Origin of the sequence: Burkholderia sp. GbtcB21 (assembly GCF_019091065.1) — a bacterium.
Taxonomy (GTDB): Bacteria; Pseudomonadota; Gammaproteobacteria; order Burkholderiales; family Burkholderiaceae; genus Burkholderia; species Burkholderia pyrrocinia_C.
Genome location: NZ_JAGXKA010000447.1, coordinates 1 through 238 on the forward strand (window position 1 = coordinate 1; position 238 = coordinate 238).

The 238-nt window shown below is 69.3% G+C and carries 1 protein-coding gene; it reads left to right on the forward strand.

The window, feature by feature from the left end:
- The coding region (locus KVT39_RS37335) for an efflux RND transporter permease subunit (RefSeq protein WP_217591520.1) at positions 1–238 on the forward strand (238 nt) is incomplete at both ends.

The following is a 238-nucleotide window of genomic DNA, read 5'->3' on the forward strand; positions in this document are numbered from 1 at the left end:
TCGCGACGGTCGTCGCCGGCTCGGAGAACACCAAGCTCGGCGCGTGGGGGAATTCGGAGCCCGCGATCATCCTGAACGTGCAGCGCCAGCCCGGCGCGAACGTGATCCAGACGGTGGACGCGACCAAGGCGCAGTTGCCGAAGCTGCAGGAAACGCTGCCGGCCGCGCTCGACGTGCAGATCGTCACCGACCGCCCGACGATGATCCGCGCGGCCGTGCGCGACGTGCAGTTCGAGCT